The 17,190-nt window shown below is 34.4% G+C and carries 30 protein-coding genes; 29 read left to right on the top strand and 1 reads right to left on the bottom strand.

The features are described from left to right. Positions 1-78: 78 nt before the first annotated feature. Positions 79-1,779 (bottom strand): BamA/TamA family outer membrane protein, encoded by a 1,701-nt coding sequence (locus tag HYN86_RS01990; RefSeq protein ID WP_230406418.1) that lies wholly within the window; start codon positions 1,777-1,779, stop codon positions 79-81. A gap of 181 nt (positions 1,780-1,960) precedes the next feature. Here HYN86_RS01990 and rpsL point away from each other — a divergent pair, with 181 nt between their 5' ends. The 29 genes from rpsL to rpsK all read left to right on the top strand — a co-directional run bounded on the left by rpsL (position 1,961) and on the right by rpsK (position 17,101). After that, positions 1,961-2,344: a 30S ribosomal protein S12 gene (rpsL, locus tag HYN86_RS01985; protein WP_007136570.1), complete on the top strand. Its 384-nt coding sequence runs from the start codon at positions 1,961-1,963 to the stop codon at positions 2,342-2,344. A gap of 24 nt (positions 2,345-2,368) precedes the next feature. Further along, positions 2,369-2,845 (top strand): 30S ribosomal protein S7, encoded by a 477-nt coding sequence (rpsG, locus tag HYN86_RS01980; protein WP_026727879.1) that lies wholly within the window; start codon positions 2,369-2,371, stop codon positions 2,843-2,845. A gap of 11 nt (positions 2,846-2,856) precedes the next feature. After that, positions 2,857-5,013 (top strand): elongation factor G, encoded by a 2,157-nt coding sequence (gene fusA / locus HYN86_RS01975; RefSeq protein WP_113676540.1) that lies wholly within the window; start codon positions 2,857-2,859, stop codon positions 5,011-5,013. Between the two features lie 10 nt (positions 5,014-5,023). Continuing rightward, entirely contained in the window at positions 5,024-5,329 is a 306-nt protein-coding gene (rpsJ, locus tag HYN86_RS01970) for a 30S ribosomal protein S10 (protein WP_007803605.1), read from the top strand. Between the two features lie 405 nt (positions 5,330-5,734). After that, positions 5,735-6,352: a 50S ribosomal protein L3 gene (gene rplC, locus HYN86_RS01965; RefSeq protein WP_057114922.1), complete on the top strand. Its 618-nt coding sequence runs from the start codon at positions 5,735-5,737 to the stop codon at positions 6,350-6,352. Further along, positions 6,352-6,981 (top strand): 50S ribosomal protein L4, encoded by a 630-nt coding sequence (rplD, locus tag HYN86_RS01960; RefSeq protein WP_113676539.1) that lies wholly within the window; start codon positions 6,352-6,354, stop codon positions 6,979-6,981. The genes rplC and rplD overlap by 1 nt, the downstream gene beginning before the upstream one ends. A 7-nt stretch (positions 6,982-6,988) precedes the next feature. Continuing rightward, positions 6,989-7,279 carry a 50S ribosomal protein L23 gene (rplW, locus tag HYN86_RS01955; RefSeq protein ID WP_012022489.1) on the top strand — a complete coding sequence of 97 codons (291 nt, stop codon included), beginning with the start codon at positions 6,989-6,991 and terminating at the stop codon, positions 7,277-7,279. 9 nt (positions 7,280-7,288) lie between these two features. Next, on the top strand, positions 7,289-8,113 hold the full coding sequence (rplB, locus tag HYN86_RS01950) for a 50S ribosomal protein L2 (RefSeq protein ID WP_035650459.1): 825 nt from the start codon (positions 7,289-7,291) through the stop codon (positions 8,111-8,113). Between the two features lie 6 nt (positions 8,114-8,119). Continuing rightward, positions 8,120-8,398: a 30S ribosomal protein S19 gene (rpsS, locus tag HYN86_RS01945; RefSeq protein WP_007803626.1), complete on the top strand. Its 279-nt coding sequence runs from the start codon at positions 8,120-8,122 to the stop codon at positions 8,396-8,398. Positions 8,399-8,404: 6 nt separating this feature from the next. Further along, positions 8,405-8,818, top strand: a complete 414-nt coding sequence (gene rplV / locus HYN86_RS01940; RefSeq protein ID WP_007803631.1) for a 50S ribosomal protein L22 — start codon at positions 8,405-8,407, stop codon at positions 8,816-8,818. A gap of 5 nt (positions 8,819-8,823) precedes the next feature. Continuing rightward, positions 8,824-9,582: a 30S ribosomal protein S3 gene (rpsC, locus tag HYN86_RS01935; protein WP_008464292.1), complete on the top strand. Its 759-nt coding sequence runs from the start codon at positions 8,824-8,826 to the stop codon at positions 9,580-9,582. 19 nt (positions 9,583-9,601) lie between these two features. After that, positions 9,602-10,027 (top strand): 50S ribosomal protein L16, encoded by a 426-nt coding sequence (gene rplP / locus HYN86_RS01930; RefSeq protein ID WP_017495016.1) that lies wholly within the window; start codon positions 9,602-9,604, stop codon positions 10,025-10,027. A gap of 12 nt (positions 10,028-10,039) precedes the next feature. Next, entirely contained in the window at positions 10,040-10,231 is a 192-nt protein-coding gene (gene rpmC / locus HYN86_RS01925; RefSeq protein ID WP_008464297.1) for a 50S ribosomal protein L29, read from the top strand. A gap of 17 nt (positions 10,232-10,248) precedes the next feature. After that, positions 10,249-10,509 (top strand): 30S ribosomal protein S17, encoded by a 261-nt coding sequence (rpsQ, locus tag HYN86_RS01920; protein WP_007803646.1) that lies wholly within the window; start codon positions 10,249-10,251, stop codon positions 10,507-10,509. Positions 10,510-10,511: 2 nt separating this feature from the next. Next, positions 10,512-10,880: a 50S ribosomal protein L14 gene (gene rplN / locus HYN86_RS01915; RefSeq protein WP_007803649.1), complete on the top strand. Its 369-nt coding sequence runs from the start codon at positions 10,512-10,514 to the stop codon at positions 10,878-10,880. 11 nt (positions 10,881-10,891) lie between these two features. After that, positions 10,892-11,206 carry a 50S ribosomal protein L24 gene (gene rplX, locus HYN86_RS01910; RefSeq protein ID WP_113676538.1) on the top strand — a complete coding sequence of 105 codons (315 nt, stop codon included), beginning with the start codon at positions 10,892-10,894 and terminating at the stop codon, positions 11,204-11,206. Between the two features lie 2 nt (positions 11,207-11,208). Further along, entirely contained in the window at positions 11,209-11,760 is a 552-nt protein-coding gene (gene rplE, locus HYN86_RS01905) for a 50S ribosomal protein L5 (protein WP_012022484.1), read from the top strand. Between the two features lie 3 nt (positions 11,761-11,763). After that, complete coding sequence (gene rpsN / locus HYN86_RS01900; protein WP_031456037.1) at positions 11,764-12,033, top strand: 30S ribosomal protein S14; 270 nt, start codon at positions 11,764-11,766, stop codon at positions 12,031-12,033. 78 nt (positions 12,034-12,111) lie between these two features. Then, positions 12,112-12,510: a 30S ribosomal protein S8 gene (gene rpsH, locus HYN86_RS01895; RefSeq protein WP_029272051.1), complete on the top strand. Its 399-nt coding sequence runs from the start codon at positions 12,112-12,114 to the stop codon at positions 12,508-12,510. 18 nt (positions 12,511-12,528) lie between these two features. Continuing rightward, positions 12,529-13,071 (top strand): 50S ribosomal protein L6, encoded by a 543-nt coding sequence (gene rplF, locus HYN86_RS01890; RefSeq protein WP_113676537.1) that lies wholly within the window; start codon positions 12,529-12,531, stop codon positions 13,069-13,071. A gap of 11 nt (positions 13,072-13,082) precedes the next feature. Next, positions 13,083-13,433: a 50S ribosomal protein L18 gene (gene rplR / locus HYN86_RS01885; RefSeq protein WP_083572173.1), complete on the top strand. Its 351-nt coding sequence runs from the start codon at positions 13,083-13,085 to the stop codon at positions 13,431-13,433. Between the two features lie 3 nt (positions 13,434-13,436). Continuing rightward, positions 13,437-13,961, top strand: coding sequence for a 30S ribosomal protein S5 (rpsE, locus tag HYN86_RS01880; RefSeq protein WP_085949269.1), 525 nt, complete (start codon positions 13,437-13,439; stop codon positions 13,959-13,961). A gap of 12 nt (positions 13,962-13,973) precedes the next feature. Further along, complete coding sequence (gene rpmD, locus HYN86_RS01875; protein ID WP_113676536.1) at positions 13,974-14,156, top strand: 50S ribosomal protein L30; 183 nt, start codon at positions 13,974-13,976, stop codon at positions 14,154-14,156. An 11-nt stretch (positions 14,157-14,167) separates the two neighbouring features. Beyond that, positions 14,168-14,620 (top strand): 50S ribosomal protein L15, encoded by a 453-nt coding sequence (gene rplO, locus HYN86_RS01870; RefSeq protein WP_113676535.1) that lies wholly within the window; start codon positions 14,168-14,170, stop codon positions 14,618-14,620. Between the two features lie 13 nt (positions 14,621-14,633). Next, on the top strand, positions 14,634-15,980 hold the full coding sequence (gene secY, locus HYN86_RS01865; protein ID WP_007803669.1) for a preprotein translocase subunit SecY: 1,347 nt from the start codon (positions 14,634-14,636) through the stop codon (positions 15,978-15,980). A gap of 7 nt (positions 15,981-15,987) precedes the next feature. Further along, positions 15,988-16,203, top strand: a complete 216-nt coding sequence (gene infA, locus HYN86_RS01860; RefSeq protein WP_007136545.1) for a translation initiation factor IF-1 — start codon at positions 15,988-15,990, stop codon at positions 16,201-16,203. Positions 16,204-16,215: 12 nt separating this feature from the next. Then, positions 16,216-16,332: a type B 50S ribosomal protein L36 gene (ykgO, locus tag HYN86_RS01855; RefSeq protein WP_002987490.1), complete on the top strand. Its 117-nt coding sequence runs from the start codon at positions 16,216-16,218 to the stop codon at positions 16,330-16,332. A 2-nt stretch (positions 16,333-16,334) separates the two neighbouring features. Beyond that, complete coding sequence (rpsM, locus tag HYN86_RS01850) at positions 16,335-16,709, top strand: 30S ribosomal protein S13 (protein WP_095952360.1); 375 nt, start codon at positions 16,335-16,337, stop codon at positions 16,707-16,709. An 8-nt stretch (positions 16,710-16,717) separates the two neighbouring features. Continuing rightward, positions 16,718-17,101, top strand: coding sequence for a 30S ribosomal protein S11 (gene rpsK, locus HYN86_RS01845; protein WP_026727866.1), 384 nt, complete (start codon positions 16,718-16,720; stop codon positions 17,099-17,101). Positions 17,102-17,190: the final 89 nt, after the last annotated feature.

Here is a 17,190-nt window from a genome sequence, read left to right as displayed (position 1 = left end):
ATATTTTGAATTAGTATCGCAAAACTCTTAATAATTTGTTAACTTTCCTAGTAAAAAAAATATTTTTTTCGTTAAACATCAAAATTTAACATTATAACATATGTTTATGATAGTGTTATATAATTGCAAATCGGAAGTTTTCTCTCCGCCGTTTGTAAGGTTTATTTTCAATATTCCACTTGTTGTTTGAATAGTTGTTCCAATGCCGATTCCTATTAATTTTTTTATTTGATTTTTATTCGAAGTGCTTGTCATATCTTGGTATAACGCATAATCTAGAATTGAATTGACATAAAGACTTTGTGATAATAAATAACGGTATTCTGTAAGAATCATCGAAGTGAAGTTAGCTTGCAGGCTATTTTCTAAAAATCCGCGAATTGAGTTGGTTCCGCCAAATCGAAATAATTCGTTAGAAGTATAACTTTTGCTCTTTAAGATATAATTTTGTGAATTTATGTTAATGAAATTTTTAGCATTTAGTTCAAAATTATACTTAAGATTAATATTTGCGAAAAGCTGATTACTTGTTTCCGCAGTCTCGGGATCGTTATTTGTAGTTCTTTTTCCAAATCCAAGAGAGGTAAAAATGAAAGCTTTATGGATGAATAAAGAATTGTTATAATCTGGTTTCTGGAAATCAAGTGTTGTTGTGAGATATGAATTGTTATAATCGCTGATCGTCGAATTGTTTATATTTTGAATATCGCTTGATTCTGTAGATTGATAACCGATGTAGACTTTGGAATTGTAATTTAAGTAATACCCCAAATTTATATCTGTCTTGGTATTCTGAAAAGTACTGTCTTGTTTAAATATGTTTAATTGAGCTTTTATTCCAATTGGGGATTGGAATAGATATGGGATTTCTAATTTAGTATTAAAAGTTTTTTGTTGATTGCCGTCGCTCTTCCAATACAAAGAAAATTTTTCTCCAGCGCGAAGAGTGTTAATTAAAGAAATATCAAGATAACCATTTAGAATAAGTTTTTTGTTTTCATCATTCGAAAATCCTATATAGCCATCAAAAGTGTTTGCTTTTCTTTTTTCAATATAAGTAAATACTTTGGTAGAATCTTTAGTGAATAGTACTTCGGGATATTTTGTCTGAGAAATAAAATCAAAACTATTAATGTCGCTGTTGATATTTTTGATCATTTCTTGATTGAATGTTTTGTCTGAATATTTTTTGTTTAGCTGTTTTAAAGCTCCTTTCGGGAAATAATTTTTTAAATTAGGATTTGTGTAATTTATAATAATTGAATTTAGCAATCTTTTTTTTTCGGAATTAAGATTTAAACGAGCATAAATTATGGAATTCTTTTTTGTAATATTTTCTAATTTTATTTTTGTAAAAGCAAAACCTGCTTTTTCGCTCTTTAGAATTTGTTGATTTAGAAAATTTTCAAGCTCGGGATATGGGATTATTATGCTGTCATTCGCTGTTTTTTTTTCGTTGAAAAAAAAATCATTTATACCTATATATATATGTACTTCTTTTATCTTGTTTTTTAAGTCTATTAATGCCGTGTATGAACTATCATTTATTTTACTGTTTTCCAGTATTATGGCATCTGTATATCCTTGTTTTGTTAGGTTGTTTGAAACTATTTCTAGTTCGTTATAGAGTGACTTAAGATTGGTATGTTTTTTTTTGAAAGAAAGCGAATCAATAGTTTGACTTTGTTCTTTGTTTATGCCATTTATGTTTAAATAAAAAGATTGTCCAAAACAATTGGAGGCGCAAAGGAAAAAAAGTATGTAGGCTAATTGTTTCAAATGCAATTATTTTGTTAGTTTATGAAAAAGCAAATATCCAATGTTTCTTTGTGAAATCATAGATATAAATAATGTTATTGAAAATTAATGATTTAACGTTTGTATACTGAAAAATATTTTATACATTTGCAACCCCGTAAAAAGCGGGAATTTAATATCATATTAATTTTTAGTATTAATTATGCCAACAATTCAACAATTAGTAAGAACAGGAAGAACTCAGATAACTAAGAAGAGTAAATCGGTTGCTTTAGATTCTTGTCCTCAAAGAAGAGGGGTTTGTACGCGTGTTTACACTACTACACCAAAAAAACCAAACTCTGCAATGCGTAAAGTTGCGCGTGTACGTTTGACAAATGGTAATGAAGTGAATGCTTACATCCCTGGAGAAGGACACAATTTACAAGAGCACTCGATAGTATTAGTTAGAGGCGGAAGGGTAAAAGATTTACCAGGTGTTAGATATCATATCGTTCGTGGAGCGCTTGATACGTCAGGTGTTGCGGGAAGAACGCAAAGAAGATCTAAGTACGGTGCTAAACGCCCAAAAGAAGCAAAAAAGTAATTTAAAAACTTTTAAGAAAAAGACATGAGAAAAAGAGCGGCAAAGAAAAGACCACTTTTACCAGATCCAAGGTTTAATGATCAATTGGTAACGCGTTTTGTGAATAACTTAATGTGGGATGGTAAGAAATCTACAGCTTTTAAAGTATTTTATGATGCTATTGATATCATCGAAACTAAAAAGCAAAATGATGAAAAGACTTCATTAGAGATCTGGAAAGATGCTTTAACAAACGTTATGCCTCACGTAGAAGTACGTAGCCGTAGAGTTGGTGGAGCTACATTCCAAATTCCAATGCAAATTCGTCCAGACAGAAAAATTTCTATGGCAATGAAGTGGTTAATACTTTATTCAAGAAGAAGAAATGAAAAATCTATGGCACAGCGTTTAGCTTCAGAATGTTTAGCTGCGGCTAAAGAAGAAGGTGCTGCGGTTAAGAAAAGAATGGATACTCACAAAATGGCAGAAGCTAATAAAGCATTCTCTCACTTTAGATTTTAATTCGTAAAGAAATGGCTAGAGATTTAAAATATACAAGAAATATCGGGATTGCTGCTCACATTGATGCTGGTAAAACAACAACTACTGAGCGTATTCTTTTTTATACTGGAAAGTCGCATAAAATTGGTGAAGTGCACGATGGTGCTGCAACAATGGACTGGATGGCACAAGAGCAAGAAAGAGGTATTACAATTACTTCTGCTGCTACAACTTGTACTTGGAATTTTCCAACTGAGCAAGGTAAGGTTCTTCCAGAATCATTGCCTTATCACTTTAATATTATTGATACTCCTGGACACGTTGACTTTACTGTAGAGGTAAACCGTTCTTTGCGTGTACTTGATGGATTAGTTTTCTTATTTAGTGCTGTTGATGGTGTTGAGCCTCAATCAGAAACTAACTGGAGACTTGCTGATCAATATAGAGTTCCTCGTATGGGATTCGTAAACAAAATGGACCGTCAAGGTGCTAACTTTTTAGCTGTATGCGGACAGGTTAAAGATATGTTGAAATCGAATGCGGTTGCAATTACTTTACCTATTGGTGATGAAGCAGATTTTAAAGGTATTGTTGACTTAGTGAAAAATCAAGCTATCGTATGGCATGATGAAACTCAAGGAGCAACTTTTGATATCGTTGATATCCCTGCTGATATGGTTGATGATGTAAAACACTACCGTTCTATCCTTATCGAAGAGATCGCTACTTATGACGAGAATCTTTTGGATAAATACATGGAAGATGAAAACTCTATTACAGAGGAAGAAATCAACAATGCATTAAGAGCTGCTACTATTGATATGGCTATCATTCCAATGCTTGCAGGTTCTTCTTTCAAAAATAAAGGAGTTCAATTTATGTTAGATGCTGTATGTAAGTATTTACCATCTCCATTAGACAAAGAAGGTATTGAGGGTATTCACCCTGATGATGCTGAATTGTTAGAAGAAGATCAAACTAAAATCTTGCGTAAGCCAGATGTAAAAGAGCCTTTTGCTGCTTTAGCGTTTAAAATTGCTACTGACCCATTCGTAGGTCGTTTAGCTTTCTTCCGTGCTTACTCTGGTCGTTTAGATGCTGGTTCTTATGTTTTAAATACTCGTTCAGGTAATAAAGAGAGAATTTCTCGTATTTACCAAATGCACGCTAATAAACAAAATCCAATCGAATATATTGAGGCTGGAGATATTGGTGCAGCTGTAGGATTTAAAGATATTAAAACTGGAGATACTTTGTGTGATGAAAAGAATCCAATTATTTTGGAATCTATGAAATTCCCAGAGCCGGTAATTGGTATTGCTATCGAGCCTAAAACTAAAGCTGACGTTGATAAAATGGGTATGGCTTTGGCTAAATTAGCTGAAGAGGATCCGACATTTACAGTTAGAACAGATGAGGCTTCAGGTCAAACTATTATTTCTGGTATGGGTGAGCTTCACTTAGATATCTTAGTTGATCGTATGAAACGTGAATTTAAAGTTGAAGTGAACCAAGGTGAGCCTCAAGTTGAATATAAGGAAGCGTTTACAAGATCTGCTCAGCATAGAGAAACTTACAAGAAACAATCTGGAGGTCGTGGTAAATTCGGTGATATCGTATTTAGAATCGAGCCTGCTGATGAAGTTGATGGTAAAGTTCCTGTAGGATTACAGTTTGTTAATGAAGTAAAAGGTGGTAACGTTCCTAAGGAGTATATTCCTGCTGTTGAGAAAGGTTTCCGTGAGGCTATGAAAACAGGTCCATTAGCTGGATATGCTGTTGATAGTTTAAAAGTAACTTTATTAGATGGATCTTTCCACCCTGTGGATTCTGATGCTCTTTCTTTTGAATTAGCTGCAAGAATGGGTTATAAGGAATCAGGACGTGCTGCTGGAGCTGTTATTCTTGAGCCAATCATGAAAATTGAAGTTATTACTCCAGAAGAAAATATGGGTGATATCGTTGGTGACTTGAACCGTCGTAGAGGTCAGGTTAATGACATGGGTGATAGAAATGGTGCTAAAACTATTAAAGCTGATGTTCCTTTATCAGAAATGTTTGGATATGTAACTACATTAAGAACATTATCTTCTGGTAGAGCTACTTCAACTATGGAGTTTTCTCACTATGCAGAAACACCTTCTAATATTTCAGAAGAGGTAATCAAAAAAGCAAAAGGTAACGCTTAATTTTAAGAAAATGAGTCAAAAAATCAGAATAAAACTAAAATCTTACGATCACATGTTGGTAGATAAATCTGCTGAAAAGATCGTGAAAACAGTAAAAACTACTGGAGCAGTTGTAACAGGTCCAATTCCGTTGCCAACTCACAAAAAACTTTTCACTGTATTACGTTCTCCGCACGTTAACAAAAAAGCGAGAGAGCAATTTGAAGTAATGTCATACAAGAGATTGATTGATATTTATTCATCTTCATCTAAAACTATTGATGCTTTAATGAAACTTGAATTGCCAAGTGGGGTTGAAGTAGAGATAAAAGTATAATTTTTTATTATATTTTATATATAAAAAGCGAGGCATTTCTGTCTCGCTTTTTTTGTTTTACTTTTTAGGTTTTGAAATTTCGGAAGCTTTCTTTTTTGTTAGCTTTTTGATTTGTTGCTGGACGTAATTCTCTTTGTTTTAGGGTGCTGGCGATGTTTTCTATTTTTCTTTGATTAAATAATTGTTAAGTGTTGTCCTGCTTATTATTGGAATAAAGCCTATTAGTTTAGTGTGACAAGAAGTTTCTTTTGTGGCTCATTTGATGCTTGGATTTTGATTATGAGCGATTTAATTTTTATAACTGTTTGGTATATTCAATTTTAATGTCTACTTTTGCACTCCCTGTTTGGAAATTTCTGTTATTTTCAAATTGAAGGGAATTTTAGTAATTAATAATTAATATTTATGTCTGGGTTAATTGGTAAGAAAATCGGCATGACTAGTATTTTTGACGAAAACGGGAAAAATATTCCTTGTACAGTAATCGAAGCTGGTCCATGTGTTGTTACCCAAGTCAGAACCAAAGGTGTTGACGGGTACGAAGCGTTGCAGCTAGGTTTCGATGACAAAAACGAGAAACATTCTACTAAAGCGGCTTTAGGTCACTTTAAAAAAGCTGGAACTGTTGCTAAGAAAAAAGTCGTTGAATTCCAAGATTTCGCAACTGAACAAAAATTAGGAGATCTTATTGATGTTTCTATTTTTGAAGAAGGAGAATTTGTAGATGTACAAGGTGTGTCTAAAGGTAAAGGTTTCCAAGGTGTTGTTAAGCGTCACGGTTTTGGTGGTGTTGGACAAGCTACTCATGGTCAGCACAACCGTTTAAGAGCGCCAGGTTCTGTAGGAGCTTCTTCTTATCCATCTAGAGTATTCAAAGGAATGCGTATGGCTGGAAGAATGGGAGGAGAAAATGTAAAAGTTCAAAACCTTAGAGTTTTAAAAGTGGTTGCTGAAAAGAACTTACTTGTTATTAAAGGATGTGTTCCTGGACATAAAAACTCTTATGTAATCATTCAGAAGTAATGGAAGTAAAAGTATTAGATTTCAACGGAAAAGATACTGGTAGAAAAGTTCAACTTTCTGATTCAGTATTCGCAATTGAACCAAACAATCACGCTGTATATCTTGATGTTAAGCAATATCTTGCTAATCAAAGACAAGGTACTCACAAAGCTAAAGAAAGAGCTGAAGTAACTGGAAGTACACGTAAAATTAAAAAACAAAAAGGAACTGGTACTGCTCGTGCAGGAAGTGTTAAGAATCCGTTGTTTAAAGGTGGTGGAACAGTTTTCGGACCAAGACCAAGAAGTTATTCATTTAAATTGAATAAAAGCTTAAAAAGATTGGCTAGAAAATCAGCTTTCTCAATCAAAGCAAAAGAATCAAGCATAGTTGTTCTTGAAGACTTTAATTTTGAAGCGCCAAACACTAAAAATTTCATTAACGTTTTGAAAGCTTTAGGGTTAGAAAATAAAAAATCTCTATTTGTGTTGGGAGAGTCAAATAAAAACGTATATTTGTCGTCACGCAATTTAAAGGCTTCTAGCGTCGTAACTAGCTCAGAATTAAGCACTTACGCAATATTAAACGCTAATAATTTAGTGCTTTTGGAAGGTTCTTTAGAGTTAATTGAAGAAAATTTAAGTAAATAATAGGAATATGAGTATCATAATTAGACCTATAGTAACGGAAAAAGTAACCAAAGAAAGTGAAGTTCTAAATCGCTTCGGATTCGTTGTTGACAAAAAAGCAAACAAAGTTCAAATTAAGAAAGCTGTTGAAGCTGCTTATGGAGTAACTATCGTTTCGGTTAACACGATGAACGTAAGGCCAGATAGATCTACTAAATACACTAAAAGTGGTTTAATCAGTGGAAAGACAAATGCAATTAAAAAAGCAATTGTTCAAGTACAAGAAGGAGAAACAATTGATTTTTACAACAATATCTAAGATAGAAAAATGTCAGTAAGAAAATTAAAACCTATTACCCCAGGTCAGCGATTTAGAGTTGTGAATGGTTATGACGCCATTACAACTGATAAGCCGGAACGCTCTTTGATAGCACCGATAAAAAACTCTGGAGGTAGAAATAGTCAAGGAAAGATGACCATGCGTTATACGGGTGGTGGTCACAAGCAGAGATATCGTATTATTGATTTCAAAAGAACTAAAGATGGAATTCCAGCTACAGTGAAATCAATCGAATATGATCCAAATCGTACTGCATTTATCGCTTTATTAGCTTATGCTGATGGAGAGAAAACTTATGTAATTGCTCAAAACGGATTGAAAGTTGGTCAGAAATTAGTTTCTGGTCCAGAATCTCAACCTGAGATTGGTAATACATTACCTTTAAGCAGAATTCCTCTTGGAACTGTTATATCTTGTATTGAGTTACGTCCAGGACAGGGAGCTGTTATTGCTCGTTCAGCTGGAACTTTTGCTCAGTTAATGGCAAGAGACGGGAAATATGCAACAATTAAAATGCCATCTGGAGAAACAAGATTGATCTTGTTAACTTGTTCGGCTACAATTGGAGCTGTTTCTAATTCTGACCACCAATTAGTTGTATCTGGAAAAGCAGGTAGAACAAGATGGTTAGGAAGAAGACCTAGAACTAGACCAGTAGCGATGAACCCAGTTGATCACCCTATGGGAGGTGGTGAAGGACGTTCTTCTGGAGGGCACCCACGTTCAAGAAACGGATTGCCAGCTAAAGGTTACAGAACTCGTTCTAAGAAAAACCCGAGTAACAAGTATATCGTAGAACGTAGAAAGAAATAATAAGATATGGCACGTTCATTAAAAAAAGGACCTTTCGTTCATTATAAATTAGACAAGAAAGTTCAAGAAAACATTGAAAACGGAAACAAAGGAGTGGTAAAGACTTGGTCTAGAGCTTCTATGATTACTCCTGACTTTGTTGGACAAACTATCGCAGTTCATAACGGTCGTCAATTTGTACCAGTTTACGTAACAGAAAACATGGTAGGTCACAAATTAGGAGAGTTTTCACCAACTAGATCTTTTAGAGGTCATGCTGGAGCAAAAAATAAAGGTAAAAAATAAGAAGCAATGGGAGTTCGTAAAAGAGAAACAGCAGATGCGAGAAAAGAGGCTAATAAGTCTATTGCTTTCGCAAAATTGAATAACTGCCCTACTTCACCTAGAAAAATGCGCTTAGTAGCGGACTTGGTAAGAGGTCAGAAGGTAGAAAGAGCACTTAACATTTTAAGATTCAGTTCTAAAGAAGCTTCAAGAAAATTAGAAAAACTATTATTATCTGCAATCAATAACTGGGAGCAAAAAAATAGTGAAGGTAATTTAGAAGAGGCTGGATTATTTGTTAAAGAGATCAGAGTAGATGGTGGAATGATGTTGAAAAGACTTCGTCCAGCTCCACAAGGTCGTGCACACAGAATAAGAAAACGTTCTAATCACGTTACAATCGTGCTTGGAGCTATCAATAACACACAAAGCAATTCTTAAGCAGCATGGGACAAAAGACAAATCCAATTGGAAATAGACTTGGTATCATCAGAGGATGGGACTCAAACTGGTATGGTGGAAATGATTACGGTGATAAACTTGCCGAAGATCACAAAATCAGAAAGTATATCCATGCTCGTTTATCAAAAGCTAGTGTATCAAAAGTAATCATCGAGAGAACTTTGAAACTTGTAACCGTTACTATCACTACTGCTAGACCTGGTATCATTATCGGAAAAGGCGGGCAAGAGGTAGACAAGTTGAAAGAAGAACTTAAGAAAGTTACTGACAAAGAGGTTCAAATTAACATTTTTGAAATTAAAAGACCTGAATTAGATGCTTATCTTGTGGCGACAAGCATCGCTCGTCAAATCGAAAGCCGTATTTCTTACAGACGTGCAATCAAAATGGCTATTGCTGCTTCTATGCGTATGAACGCTGAAGGTATCAAAGTTTTGATTTCTGGACGTTTGAATGGTGCTGAGATGGCGCGTTCAGAAGGTTTCAAAGAAGGTAGAATTCCTCTATCAACTTTCAGAGCTGATATTGATTATGCTTTGGCTGAAGCTCACACTACTTATGGTAGAATGGGTATCAAAGTATGGATCATGAAAGGTGAAGTTTACGGTAAGAGAGAGCTTTCTCCGCTTGCTGGAATGGACAAAAAACAATCTGGTACAGGTGGTGGAAAAGGTGGAGATGCTCCTAGAGGCAAATCTAACTTTAACAAAGGCGGAAAACCAGACGCTCGTAAAAGAAAGTAAATTTTTAAACTAAAGAAAAATGTTACAGCCTAAAAGAACAAAATACCGTAAGGTACAAAAAGGTAAAATGAAAGGTAACTCTCAAAGAGGGCACGAACTTTCAAATGGAATGTTTGGTATTAAATCTGTACATGAAGATGGTATGTTCTTAACTTCTCGTCAAATTGAAGCTGCACGTATCGCTGCAACTCGTTACATGAAGAGAGAAGGACAATTATGGATTAAAATATTTCCAGACAAACCTATTACTAAGAAACCTCTTGAAGTACGTATGGGTAAAGGTAAAGGAGCAGTTGAGTATTGGGCTGCTGTTGTTAAACCAGGAAGAATTATGTTTGAAGTTGGAGGAGTTCCGTTATCAGTTGCAAAAGAGGCTTTACGTCTTGCAGCTCAGAAACTTCCAGTAAAAACTAAGTTCGTCGTTGCTAGAGATTTCGAAGCATAATTTATATTTATTATGAAACAATCAGAAATAAAAGATCTTTCTGCAGCGGAGTTGCAAGAAAAACTTAGTCAAACTAAGAAAGTATATGCTGACCTAAAAATGGCTCACGCTATTTCTCCAATTGCTAACCCACTTCAAATTAGAAGCGTTAGAAGAACAGTTGCAAGATTAGCTACAGAGTTAACTAAAAGAGAGTTACAATAATTGTATTCTGCTGAAAGATGGAAGAAAAAAGAAATTTAAGAAAAGAAAGAATAGGTGTTGTTACTTCAAATAAAATGGATAAATCTATTGTTATTGCTGAAGTAAGAAAAGTAAAACACCCATTATACGGTAAGTTCGTGTTGAAAACTAAGAAATATGTTGCACACGACGAAACAAACGACTGTAACATTGGAGATACTGTAAGAATTAGCGAAACGCGTCCTTTAAGTAAAACAAAATGTTGGAGATTAGTTGAAATCTTAGAAAGAGCTAAATAATTATGGTACAACAGGAATCAAGACTAAAAGTAGCAGATAACACGGGAGCAAAAGAAGTTTTAACTATCCGTGTTTTAGGAGGTACCAAAAGAAGGTATGCCTCTGTTGGTGACAAGATTGTAGTATCTATTAAAGATGCAACTCCTAACGGTAACGTTAAAAAAGGAGCTGTTTCAACTGCAGTTGTTGTACGTACCAAAAAAGAAGTGAGAAGAGCTGATGGTTCTTATATCCGTTTCGATGACAATGCATGTGTTCTTTTGAATGCTGCAGGGGAAATGAGAGGAACTCGTGTTTTTGGTCCGGTAGCAAGAGAACTTCGTGAAAAACAATTCATGAAAATTGTATCATTAGCACCAGAAGTGCTTTAATTCGTTTTAAGATGATAAAGCTAAAAATTAAATCAGGAGATATCGTAAGAGTTATTGCTGGAGACCATAAAGGTGCTGAAGGTAAAGTTCTACGTGTTTACCGTGAGAAAAATAAAGCGATAGTTGAAGGTGTAAACATGGTTTCGAAACATACAAAACCAAGTGCTAAAAACCCTCAAGGTGGTATCGTTAAAAAAGAAGCTTCTATTCAAATTTCTAACATTGCAATAATTGATCCTAAAACTAAGGAAACAACTAGAGTAGGTATTAGAGTAGAAGGAGATAAGAAAGTAAGATTTTCAAAAAAATCTAATCAAGTACTATAGTAATGGCATATACACCTAGACTAAAAGAAGAATATAAGAGTAGAGTAATCTCTGCTCTTAAAGAAGAGTTCGGATATACAAACGTTATGCAAGTTCCAAAACTTGAAAAAATCGTTTTGAGCCGTGGAGTTGGTGCAGCTGTATCTGATAAGAAACTTATTGACTATGCTGTTGATGAGTTAACAAAGATCACTGGACAAAAAGCAGTATCTACAATTTCAAAGAAAGACGTTGCGTCTTTCAAATTGAGAAAAGGGATGCCTATTGGAGCAAAAGTTACTTTACGTGGTGAAAGAATGTATGAGTTTTTAGATAGACTTATTACTTCTGCTTTACCGCGAGTTAGAGATTTCGGTGGTATTAAAGCTACTGGTTTCGACGGAAGAGGTAACTACAATCTTGGAGTTTTGGAGCAAATCATTTTCCCAGAAATTGATATTGACAAAGTAAACAAAATCTCAGGAATGGATATTACTTTTGTTACTACTGCAAAAACAGATAAGGAAGCAAAGTCATTATTGGCTGAATTAGGATTACCTTTTAAAAAGAATTAAGACATGGCTAAAGAATCAATGAAAGCCCGCGAGGTTAAAAGAGAGAAAACGGTAGCTAAGTACGCTGAAAAAAGAAAAGCTTTATTAGAAGCTGGAGATTATGAAGGTCTACAAAAATTACCTAAAAATGCTTCACCAGTTCGTTTGCACAATCGTTGTAAATTAACAGGTAGACCAAGAGGTTATATCCGTCAATTCGGTATTTCACGTGTAACTTTCCGTGAAATGGCTAACAATGGATTAATTCCAGGTGTAAAAAAAGCCAGCTGGTAATTTAAAAAAGTTTATAAATTGATTAAAGGTTCAGGAGGCAGAGTGCTTCCTGAAAACCATAATCGCAATCAAATACATATGTATACAGATCCTATTGCAGATTATTTGACTAGAGTTCGTAACGCTGTGGCTGCAAACCACAAAGTTGTTGAAATTCCGGCTTCTAATCTTAAAAAAGAAATAACTAAGATCTTATTTGATCAAGGTTACATCTTAAGTTACAAATTTGAAACGAACACTGTTCAAGGTTCTATCAAAATTGCTTTAAAGTACGATAAAGATACTAAAGAGCCTGTAATTAAAGATATCCAAAGAATTAGTAAACCTGGTTTACGTAAGTACGCAGGTGCTGCCAAATTACCAAGAATCCTTAACGGATTAGGAATTGCTATTGTTTCTACATCAAAAGGTTTGATGACAGGAAAACAAGCTAAGCAGTTAAATGTAGGTGGTGAAGTAATTTGTTACGTATACTAATTTTAAACACTAGATAAGATGTCAAGAATAGGTAAAAGCCCAATTGTAATCCCTGCTGGTGTAACTGTAGAAGTTAAAGACGGTATTATTACAGTAAAAGGAAAAAAAGGTCAATTAGTTCAGGAGTTTTCGGACGTAAATGTAACTGTTGAAGGCGATCAAGTTTCAGTTGAAAGATCGTCTGATCATAAAGACCACAGAGCAAAACACGGATTATTTAGATCTTTGATCAATAATATGATTATTGGTGTTTCTGAAGGTTTTACAAAAGAACTAGAATTAGTTGGAGTTGGTTATAGAGCTTCAAACCAAGGTCAAAAATTAGATTTAGCTCTTGGATATTCTCACAATATTGTTTTAGAAATTGCTCCAGAAGTATCTTTAGAAACAATATCTGAAAAAGGTAAGAACCCAATCGTAAAATTAACATCATTTGATAAACAACTTTTAGGTCAAGTTGCTGCGAAAATCAGAGGTTTCCGTAAGCCTGAGCCATATAAAGGAAAAGGTGTTAAATTTGTGGGTGAAGTATTAAGAAGAAAAGCAGGTAAATCAGCTTAAAAAATAAGATTATGTCATTAACAAAATCTGAAAGAAGACAGAGAATTAAATTCAGAATTAGAAAAACGATTAGTGGTTCTGCTGCTAAACCAAGACTATCTGTATTTAGAAGTAACAAAGAAATTTATGCTCAACTTATTGATGATGTAAATGGAGTTACTATATTAGCTGCATCTTCGAGAGAAAAAGAAATAGGAAAAGGTACTAACGTTGAAATTGCTGCTGCTGTTGGAAAATTAGTTGCAGAGAAAGCGTTAAAAGCTGGGATTGATACCATTACTTTTGATAGAGGTGGATATTTATATCACGGTCGTATTAAATCATTAGCAGAAGGCGCAAGAGCGGCTGGACTTAAATTCTAATATATTATGTCTAAATACAAAAATGTAGAATTGGTAAAACCAAGTGGTCTTGAACTTAAAGATCGTCTGGTAAGTGTTAATCGTGTTACTAAAGTTACAAAAGGGGGTAGAGCTTTCGGTTTTTCTGCTATTGTAGTTGTAGGTGATGAAAATGGAGTTGTTGGTCACGGATTAGGAAAATCTAAAGATGTTTCTGAAGCAATTGCGAAAGCAGTAGAAGATGCTAAGAAAAATTTAGTTAGAATTCCTTTAAATGGTCAATCTGTTCCTCACGAACAAAAAGGAAAATTTGGTGGTGCACGTGTGTTTTTAATTCCAGCATCTCATGGTACTGGAGTTATTGCTGGTGGAGCTGTTCGTTCAGTTCTTGAGTCAGTAGGAATCCACGACGTATTGTCTAAATCTCAAGGATCATCAAATCCACATAACGTAGTAAAAGCAACTTTTGATGCTTTATTGCAAATGAGAAGCGCTCATACTGTTGCAAAACAAAGAGGTGTTTCTTTAGAAAAAGTTTTTAAAGGTTAATTCAAGGAAATTATGGCTAAATTATTAGTAAAACAAGTAAGAAGCAAAATCAACTGTCCTCTTTCTCAAAAGAGAGGATTAGAAGCTTTAGGTCTACGTAAAATTGGACAAGTTGTGGAGCATGAGTCAAATCCTGCTATCCTTGGGATGATAAACAAAGTTAAACACTTAGTTTCTGTTGAAGAAACTAAATAACAAATACTGTTATGAATTTAAGTAACTTACAACCTGCTGAGGGTTCTACACACAATCAAAATAAAAGATTAGGTAGAGGAGAAGGTTCTGGAAAAGGTGGTACCGCTGCAAGAGGACACAAAGGAGCTAAATCTCGTTCTGGTTATTCTAAAAAGATTGGTTTTGAGGGAGGGCAAATGCCACTTCAAAGACGTGTACCTAAGTTTGGTTTCAAAAACATCAATCGTAAAGAATACGAAGGTGTTAATTTAGATACTCTTCAATTATTAGTTGATAACGGTGCAATTACAGATTCTGTTTCTATGGCAGATTTCGTGGCAAATCGTTTAGCTACTAAGAATGAAATCGTTAAGATTTTAGGTAGAGGAGAATTGAAAGCAAAATTAAAAGTAACTGCCCACAAATTTACTGCAACTGCAAAAGCGGCTATTGAGGCTGCTGGTGGAGAAGCTGTAACTATATAACTTATCTATTAAGATGAAGAAATTTATTGAATCAATAAGTAATGTTTGGAAAATCGAAGAACTAAAAAATAGAATCTTAATTACATTAGGTTTACTTTTAGTATATCGTTTTGGAGCACACGTTACGCTTCCTGGAATTGACGCAACGCAATTGACTGGTTTAGCGGGACAAACTAAAAATGGTCTAGGATCTATTCTAGACATGTTCACCGGGGGTGCTTTCTCTAAGGCTTCAGTTTTTGCCTTAGGTATCATGCCTTATATTTCTGCGTCTATTGTTGTTCAGTTGATGGGAATTGCGATTCCATATTTACAAAAACTTCAAAATGATGGAGAAAGTGGTAGAAAAAAGATTAATCAAATCACTCGCTGGTTGACAATCGCTATCACATTGGTTCAAGGTCCAACTTATATCTATAATTTATACAGAACATTGCCTAGTAATGCATTTTTGCTAGGCTTTAATTCTCCTGAATTTTTGTTTTCTTCAGTTATAATTTTAGTTACTGGTACAATTTTTGCTATGTGGCTTGGAGAGAAAATTACAGATAAAGGTATTGGAAATGGTATTTCATTGTTAATTATGGTTGGAATTTTAGCTCGTTTACCACAAGCTTTTATCCAAGAGTTTACAACTCGTGTTACCAATAACAATGGAGGTCCAATGTTATTAGTTATTGAAATTATTGTTTGGCTGTTAGTTATCATCTCTTGTGTATTGCTTACAATGGCAGTGCGTAGAATCCCAGTTCAATACGCTCGTCGTACAACAACTGGAGATTACGAGCAAGATTTGGCAGGAGGTAATAGACAATGGATTCCTCTAAAGCTTAATGCTTCTGGAGTTATGCCAATTATTTTTGCTCAGGCAATTATGTTTATTCCTGCGGCTGTAGCTGGATTGTCTAAATCAGACACATCACAATCTATTGTTGGTGCATTTAGTAATATGTTTGGTTTCTGGTATAATTTTGTTTTTGCAACTTTAATTATTGTATTTACATTCTTTTATACTGCAATCACTGTACCTACTAACAAAATGGCTGATGATTTAAAGAGAAGCGGTGGTTTTATCCCAGGCGTTCGTCCAGGAGCTGAAACTTCTGATTTTCTTGATAAAGTGATGTCTTTAATAACTTTCCCAGGATCTTTATTCCTTGCTTTGATTGCTGTGTTCCCAGCTATTGTTGTAAGTATTATGGATGTACAACAATCTTGGGCAATGTTTTTTGGAGGTACCTCATTAATAATTATGGTTGGAGTTGCAATAGATACTATTCAACAGATCAATTCATACTTGTTAAACAAACATTATGATGGTTTAATGAAGACTGGTAAAAATAGAAAAGCGGTAGCTTAATATATTTATGGCAAAACAATCAGCAATAGAACAAGACGGATCAATTATTGAAGCATTGTCAAATGCGATGTTCCGTGTAGAGTTAGAAAATGGACATATCGTAATTGCTCATATTTCTGGAAAAATGCGAATGCATTACATCAAGTTATTACCTGGTGATAAAGTGAAACTAGAAATGAGTCCTTATGATTTGTCAAAAGCAAGAATTACTTATCGATATTAAAGGATATTCACTATGAAAGTTAGAGCATCAGTAAAAAAGAGAAGTGCCGAGTGCATTATCGTGCGTAGAAAAGGGAGACTGTACGTAATAAACAAAAAGAATCCTAGATTTAAACAAAGACAAGGATAATTATGGCAAGAATAGCAGGGGTAGATATCCCAAAAAACAAAAGAGGTGTTATTGCACTTACCTATATCTTCGGATTAGGGAAAAGTAGAGCTATTGAGATTTTGGAAAAAGCTCAAGTTAGCCAAGATAAAAAAGTTCAAGATTGGAATGATGATGAGATCGGAGCAATTCGTGAAGCTGTTTCATTTTACAAAATCGAAGGAGAATTACGTTCTGAAGTATCTTTAAACATTAAACGTTTAATGGATATTGGATGTTACAGAGGTATTCGTCATAGATCTGGTCTTCCATTAAGAGGGCAAAGAACTAAAAACAACTCAAGAACAAGAAAAGGTAAAAGAAAAACTGTTGCTAACAAGAAAAAAGCAACTAAATAATAATTAATATGGCTAAAGCAACTGCAAAAAAACGTAAAGTTATCGTTGAATCAACGGGTGAGGCTCATATTTCTGCCACTTTTAATAACATTATTATTTCTTTGACTAATAAGAAAGGTGAAGTTATCTCTTGGTCTTCAGCTGGTAAAATGGGTTTCAGAGGTTCTAAAAAGAACACTCCTTATGCAGCTCAAATGGCAGCAGAAGATTGCGCTAAAGTAGCACTTGAGGCAGGACTTAAAAAAGTGAAAGTTTATGTAAAAGGACCAGGTAACGGACGTGAGTCTGCTATTCGTTCTATTCATAATGGTGGAATTGAAGTTACAGAGATTATCGATGTTACTCCAATGCCTCACAACGGATGTCGTCCTCCAAAAAGACGTAGAGTTTAATTTTTTATTTTTATAGTATAAACAAGGTAGAACATAAATTATCGAAGGATTAGACCTGAATTCATAATTTCTACCTTAAAATTTTTTTT

Origin of the sequence: Flavobacterium fluviale, assembly GCF_003312915.1 — a bacterium.
GTDB lineage: Bacteria > Bacteroidota > Bacteroidia > Flavobacteriales > Flavobacteriaceae > Flavobacterium > Flavobacterium fluviale.
Note: the sequence above shows the minus strand (reverse complement) of the source record. Positions and strands in the feature narration are given on the sequence as shown.